This is a genomic window from Paraburkholderia sediminicola (assembly GCF_046026855.1).
GTDB lineage: Bacteria > Pseudomonadota > Gammaproteobacteria > Burkholderiales > Burkholderiaceae > Paraburkholderia > Paraburkholderia sediminicola_A.
The window spans coordinates 1-5,526 of the sequence record NZ_JAQQET010000070.1; the positions used below are offsets into that span (position 1 = coordinate 1).

Annotated in this window: 10 protein-coding genes; 7 read left to right on the forward strand and 3 right to left on the reverse strand. The window is 59.6% G+C overall.

Annotated elements, in window-relative coordinates; translation table 11 throughout:
- The first annotated feature begins 110 nt into the window (after positions 1-110).
- The 4 genes from PQR40_RS38655 to PQR40_RS38670 all read left to right on the forward strand — a co-directional run bounded on the left by PQR40_RS38655 (position 111) and on the right by PQR40_RS38670 (position 2,315).
- Positions 111-263, forward strand: coding sequence for a hypothetical protein (locus PQR40_RS38655; RefSeq protein WP_408225299.1), 153 nt, complete (start codon positions 111-113; stop codon positions 261-263).
- Positions 264-424: 161 nt separating this feature from the next.
- Positions 425-1,660, forward strand: coding sequence for a chromate efflux transporter (chrA, locus tag PQR40_RS38660; protein WP_408511250.1), 1,236 nt, complete (start codon positions 425-427; stop codon positions 1,658-1,660).
- A gap of 261 nt (positions 1,661-1,921) precedes the next feature.
- Positions 1,922-2,134, forward strand: a complete 213-nt coding sequence (locus PQR40_RS38665; protein ID WP_408511251.1) for an AraC family transcriptional regulator — start codon at positions 1,922-1,924, stop codon at positions 2,132-2,134.
- Complete coding sequence (locus tag PQR40_RS38670; RefSeq protein ID WP_408511252.1) at positions 2,034-2,315, forward strand: ATP-binding protein; 282 nt, start codon at positions 2,034-2,036, stop codon at positions 2,313-2,315. Before PQR40_RS38665 ends, PQR40_RS38670 begins: the two co-directional genes overlap by 101 nt.
- 49 nt (positions 2,316-2,364) lie before the next feature.
- Here the strand turns inward: PQR40_RS38670 and PQR40_RS38675 are convergent, their stop codons facing one another.
- From PQR40_RS38675 to PQR40_RS38685, 3 genes are all read right to left on the reverse strand, one after another.
- Positions 2,365-2,838 carry a VOC family protein gene (locus PQR40_RS38675; RefSeq protein ID WP_408224966.1) on the reverse strand — a complete coding sequence of 158 codons (474 nt, stop codon included), beginning with the start codon at positions 2,836-2,838 and terminating at the stop codon, positions 2,365-2,367.
- A gap of 122 nt (positions 2,839-2,960) precedes the next feature.
- Positions 2,961-3,341 (reverse strand): response regulator, encoded by a 381-nt coding sequence (locus PQR40_RS38680; protein WP_408224963.1) that lies wholly within the window; start codon positions 3,339-3,341, stop codon positions 2,961-2,963.
- 304 nt (positions 3,342-3,645) lie between these two features.
- Entirely contained in the window at positions 3,646-3,852 is a 207-nt protein-coding gene (locus PQR40_RS38685; RefSeq protein ID WP_408224960.1) for a hypothetical protein, read from the reverse strand.
- Between the two features lie 323 nt (positions 3,853-4,175).
- Here PQR40_RS38685 and PQR40_RS38690 point away from each other — a divergent pair, with 323 nt between their 5' ends.
- The 3 genes from PQR40_RS38690 to PQR40_RS38700 all read left to right on the forward strand — a co-directional run.
- Entirely contained in the window at positions 4,176-4,463 is a 288-nt protein-coding gene (locus PQR40_RS38690; RefSeq protein WP_408224957.1) for a hypothetical protein, read from the forward strand.
- Positions 4,464-4,608: 145 nt separating this feature from the next.
- Positions 4,609-5,121 carry a sigma-70 family RNA polymerase sigma factor gene (locus PQR40_RS38695; protein ID WP_408511253.1) on the forward strand — a complete coding sequence of 171 codons (513 nt, stop codon included), beginning with the start codon at positions 4,609-4,611 and terminating at the stop codon, positions 5,119-5,121.
- A gap of 11 nt (positions 5,122-5,132) precedes the next feature.
- Positions 5,133-5,526: DUF4880 domain-containing protein (locus PQR40_RS38700; RefSeq protein WP_408511254.1), on the forward strand; the 394-nt coding region annotated here is incomplete at its 3' end.

The following is a 5,526-nucleotide window of genomic DNA, read 5'->3' on the forward strand; positions in this document are numbered from 1 at the left end:
TAAGTGTGTAGTGGCTAGACGGTAATGTCCGCTTTTAGCTACATAGAAATGTCCGCTTTTGATGCCGTCGTATGCTCTCCAGCCGCCGTTTTTCGGCGCTGGAGACTTCGATGGCTGTGACAGAACGGATAACAATGACGATGCAGGAACTGGACAGATTCAAGCTCATTCAGGACGTGACGGATGGACGGCTCAAACCGTGGCGCGCTGCGCAGCGGCTCGGCCTGACGACGCGGCAGATACGGCGACTGCCAGAAAATTGAGGTGCGCAGCTTCACCAGCTTGCATCCGTTAGACATCAACCTACTTCGCCCGGCTCGCGTCACAATTGGAACCCGACGCTGTCGTCGCCCCCGAACAACGATGGATGACTAAGATCTTCATGCTAGCGTGCTGATCTTCTCGATCTGGAAACCTGGCAATTATGGAAACTGGTATCACCTCCGCGCATTCGACCAGGGTGGGCTCCCCCTTGGAGGTTCTCCAGGTTTTCCTCAAATTGGGGCTGACCTGCTTCGGCGGACCCATTGCCCATCTGGGATACTTTCGTCGGGAATTCGTCGAGCGGCGCCGCTGGCTTGATGACGAAACCTTCACAGACCTGGTCGGGCTCTGTCAGTTTCTTCCGGGACCGGCCAGCAGCCAGGTGGGATTCTCGATCGGTCTTTTGCGAGCCGGCTGGCTCGGGGGACTTGCGGCCTGGTTCGCATTCACACTGCCTTCAGTCCTGCTGCTGCTCGGCTTTGCTGCCATCGCCCCGAGCCTCGGCGGGCAGATCGGTAGCGGCTTGATCCATGGCCTGAAGCTTGTCGCTGTGGCAGTCGTCGCTCAAGCAGTCTGGGATATGGCACGGCGTTTGTGTCCGGATCAACGCCGTGCAGCCATCGCGCTCATCGCCATCGCAGTGCTCAGCATTCTGACGACCGTCTATGCGCAGCTCATCGTTATCGCCATCGGCGCTGTGCTCGGACTCGCGTTGTGCCAGACGACGGGATCGTCAGACATCAGTCGCGTATCACAGAGCACTCACGAAACCCGCGTTTCCCGCACGGTAGGTGCCGCCGCGTTGATTCTCTTCTGTGTCTTGCTGTTCGGGCTCCCTGCATTGGTCGGACTCCACGCGGGTCAGGCGGTCAAGGTTTTCGAAGCGTTTTATCGCTCGGGTGCGCTGGTGTTTGGCGGCGGTCACGTCGTGCTCCCGCTTCTGCAACAGCAAACCGTCGCGACCGGCTGGATATCGTCGAACGATTTTCTCGCGGGTTACGGCGCCGCGCAGGCTGTCCCGGGCCCCTTGTTCACGTTCGCTTCATTTCTCGGATGGATGATGGTCGAAGCGCCGAATCACTGGATTGGCGCGTTGCTCGCCACAGTGGGCATTTTCTTGCCGGGCCTTTTACTCGTGCTTGCGGCGCTGCCTTACTGGCAAGCGCTGCGCGCTCGCCCGTCAATGGCTGCGCTGCTTGCGGGTGTGAATGCTGCAGTCGTTGGATTGCTGGCCACCGCACTGTACTCGCCTGTTTGGACCAGCGCGGTTCTCTCGGAGCTTGACTTTGCCATCGCAGCCATCGGCTTTTTTCTGCTGGTGCGCTGGAAGATTCCTCCGCTCGCTGTCGTTGTGCTTTGTGCTCTGGCCGGTATTGTCGAGGCGACCCTGCACTGACAGTCGGCACGGGCCTGTACCGATGACCGTTTTCTATGCCCAGCTGACGACTGAAAAATAACCTTGGCCGAAAGCTGGTCAATGACGGCGATCTCCGCAGCAGATGACGGACGAGCTCGCTCAATCGAATATCCGCATTGCCACGGACGGAGAGTTGAGCCTGATTCGAAAATGCTTCGATGTGAATCCGCGAGCTGGTTCTCAAATGACAGCATCCTCGGTGGTTTGTCGGACCCATAACTGGCCAGAGCGCTTGCCGATATGCATGCAGATATCAGTCGCAGTTGGGCGGTCGCCGAATTAGCTGAACGCGAATTAGCTGAACAAGCGGGAATGTCGCGTTCGGTCTTCGCGCGCCGCTTTTCGGAAGCAGTTGGTACCGGACCGGTCGAGTATCTCCTTCGCTGGCGAATGGCGTTCGCAAAGCAAGACCGGCTCGGGCGTCACCGTTTCGGACGACGGGCCGGGCATTGAGCCTGCCGAACAGCAAGCGGTGCTGCGGCGCTTTTATCGCGGTGAGGCGAGCCGGCACACACCCGGCAGCGGGCTTGGCCTGAGCCTTGTGCTGGCGGTGGCCGGCATGCACGGCATGTCGATCCGTTTCAAGGATGCGACACCCGGCTGCGAGGTCATGCTGGTCAAGCCGAACGAATAGCGCCGCGTGCATGGTGCGTGCGCGCGGCAACTGCTCACAAGGCCTTTTACTACACCGCCGCCCCCGAATACGCAGCCTTCAGCGTGGCGAAGTCGAACTTCGTCATTTTCATCATGGCATCGGCAACGCGCCCGGCCTTTACTGGATCGGGGTCAGCCATCATTGGGATGAGATCGTTTGGAACGATCTGCCACGAAACACCGAAGCGGTCTTTTACCCAGCCGCACTCCTCGGTCGAACCGCCGCCCTTGAGAAGAGCGTCCCAATAGCGGTCAAGTTCTGCCTGATCGCTACAGTTGACCATAAGGGATATCGCGTGATTGAACGGGTCGAGCCGGCCGGCGCTCATGGCGATGAAGGGCTGCCCAAAGAGAACAAACTCGACGACTTTCGTGGAACCGGCGCTCGGCACCGCCGTGACCCGAACGACGCGCGAGTCCGGGAAGATGCCCGCATAGAAAGCCGCGGCCTCCTCCGCTTCGTTCGAGTACCAGAGAAAAGGCGTGATCTTTTGAATCGTCATGATAGATCTCCTGTCAGTTTTGGCTGAAAGCGCAGGCAAGCCGCATGCATGCCGACATTGATACGACGAAGGAAGACTATCAAAATCGACACGCCGGGAAGAAAAATCTCGCTTTACCGCCCTCACCGCTGTCTTGACGCGTCTGGCGACGGGTTGTCGAGAAGCTTGTGAATCGCCCCTATCAGTCGGCCTATCGGGGCCGGCTTCAACAAAAGTACGTCCCATAGCGGCTCGTCCGGATGAGGCGGCAGCGCGGCTGACAGCATGATTACCGGAATGCCCGCTGTCGCGCTGTCATCCTTCAATCGTCGACACAACTCAATGCCATCGACGTGCGGCATCATCCAATCCGTCACAATGAGACTGGGACTCTCGATGGCCGCGACGGCCTGCGCTGTCTCGCCGTTCTGCGCCGTCAGCACGCGGTATCCCTCACGCTCTACAAGCAATTGAAGTGGGCGCAAAATATTCGGGTCGTCATCAACGAGAAGTACGGTTGCCAATTCGGGTGCCAGGTTTGGTTGGAAGGCAACACAATTAACGGCGCAATCTATGTACCTGGCGGGCATTCCGGACGTCCCGGACGACGCCTGGACAACCGTCAGGTGAAACGGGCACGGTGCTCACAGACGAAGCTCGTGGCATCGACGCATTACGCCCGGCAGGGCCGGATAACCGTGGCCGTCAACATATGTTGAAATTTCTACGAGCGGTTTGAAAACCGTTCACCCAGTCGAACAGTTCGCGTCATTCTTCAGGGCACGCGGCGCATGCGATTCCTGGTGCCACGTCGCGCGCGGGAATGGCTTATGTGCTCTTCCCTCCTCCGTCGATGCCGGCGCCTTTGCGCCACACTTCCTTTCCTTTTTCGGAAAGCTCGCCGCTGCTATGCGTGGCATCGGGCTCCGTTCCTTCGACGGCCATCGAACCGCCCGATTGTTCCTGCGCTTTCTGTTTCTGCTGCTTTCGTGCAGCACTCCGTTCATCGTGAGACCGCCCTGCGTAGTGATTCATTTCGCTCTCCGTGAGTTTCAACAGGTCACTTCAGCTCGCATGTTGTGCGCGCATAAGCTGTGCCTAAGTCCAATCGCGGGAACGCTCGATTCCGCAGCCTGTTCGAATGGGCATTTTCTTTGCTTCCATCGAAAGTTGGAATCACCGTTGAGTCGCCGAAGGTCTATAACAGTAGCGGTAGTCCGCGATAGCCGTCTGCGCAACCGCCGATGGCGCGGAAGCCCGCGAACTTTTGACTGGAGAAGGAGGTTTAGCGATTACGACCGGACGAATCCATGCTTTGTCTTTTCGAATCCCGAATAGTCTGAGTATCGGAGGCAATCATGCAATGCGGGTACCGTGGTTGGATCATCGACGCGACGCCGGATTTCTCCCTTGGGAAATTCTTCGCTCACGCGCGACTGGTCCGTGTTTCGCCTGACGATGACCTTGATGGTGAGATGCATATCGAGCGGGATCTTTCGTATTTCGACACGGAAGATGAAGCGATCGAAGTTGCCCAGGATTGGGCGTTTGCATGGATCTGCAAGCGCGACAGCATCGTCGATAGTACGCAGGACCAGGCGCTAACATTCCGGCACAGCATTCCGGCCGATACGTCAGCCAGATGAGGTGCGGGATGTGCCGCCCTTGGCCGCGACCGGTCATAGCGCCGGGCACATTCTCATTTCCTCCTTACATTTTGACATGTTATTATGAGAATAATTCTCATTTACAGCGTCGTCGGATCCACCGATCTGGCGCACACGGTAGGCCATGGCGGCAAACGAATCGGCCCTGCATCGCGAGATGCACGTGCTCTACAGCAATCATCACGGTTGGCTCCAGGCATGGCTGCGTAAGAAGCTCGGCTGCGCGCATCGCGCTGCCGACCTCGCGCACGACACGTTCGTGCGTCTGCTCGCCCGCGATGAACCGCTCGGGCTGGAGGAGCCACGTGCTTTCCTGACCACGATCGCGCAACGCGTGATCGCCAACTACTGGCGGCGCGAGCAGATCGAGCGTGCTTACGTGGAAGCCTTGGCGCTCGTGCCTGAAAGTTTCGCGCCCTCGCCTGAAGAACGTGCGCTGCTACTGGAAGCGCTGTGTGAAATCGACAGTCTGCTGGAGCGGCTGCCGGTCGCCGTCAAACGAGCCTTTCTGCTGGCCCAGCTCGACGGCCTGAGCCATGCCGAGATTGCCGCCCAACTGAAGCTTTCCATCTCGACCGTAAAACGCCATCTGGTGCGTGCCGGCGCGCAGTGTTTCTTCGCGCTGAGCGCGGCCTGACGGATGACCGGATGAACGCGAGCGCGAGACCCGATATTCCGCAACACATCGCCCTGCGCGCCGTGGAGTGGTGGATGGAGCTGCAATCCGGCGAAAACACGCGCGCGCGGCAACTCGCGTTGACGCGCTGGCGCGCCGAGCATCCCGATCACGAACGCGCATGGCAACACATCTGCAGCGTCAGCAGCCGCTTCAGGGGCCTTGCTGTAGCAGGCACGGGAAGCGCAGGCGCAAGTAGCGCGTCGGCCGCACGCGCTGCGCTGACGCGCACAGGTACGGCGAGGCGCCGCGCGAGCGCCAAAATGCTCGCAACCCTGCTGTTCGCCGGCGGCGCGACATGGATCGCCAGTGAACACGTGCCGTGGCGCTCGCCGAGCGCGGTGCGCCGCCCCCCCCCCCCGCCCC

Bases quoted from the DNA above. Each gene is read 5' to 3' on its own strand.
- PQR40_RS38655 (WP_408225299.1), top strand. From the start codon at position 111: ATGGCTGTGACAGAACGGATAACAATGACGATGCAGGAACTGGACAGA.
- PQR40_RS38685 (WP_408224960.1), bottom strand. From the start codon at position 3,852: ATGAATCACTACGCAGGGCGGTCTCACGATGAACGGAGTGCTGCACGA.
- PQR40_RS38695 (WP_408511253.1), top strand. From the start codon at position 4,609: ATGGCGGCAAACGAATCGGCCCTGCATCGCGAGATGCACGTGCTCTAC.
- chrA (WP_408511250.1), top strand. From the start codon at position 425: ATGGAAACTGGTATCACCTCCGCGCATTCGACCAGGGTGGGCTCCCCC.
- PQR40_RS38690 (WP_408224957.1), top strand. From the start codon at position 4,176: ATGCAATGCGGGTACCGTGGTTGGATCATCGACGCGACGCCGGATTTC.
- PQR40_RS38665 (WP_408511251.1), top strand. From the start codon at position 1,922: ATGCATGCAGATATCAGTCGCAGTTGGGCGGTCGCCGAATTAGCTGAA.
- PQR40_RS38675 (WP_408224966.1), bottom strand. From the start codon at position 2,838: ATGACGATTCAAAAGATCACGCCTTTTCTCTGGTACTCGAACGAAGCG.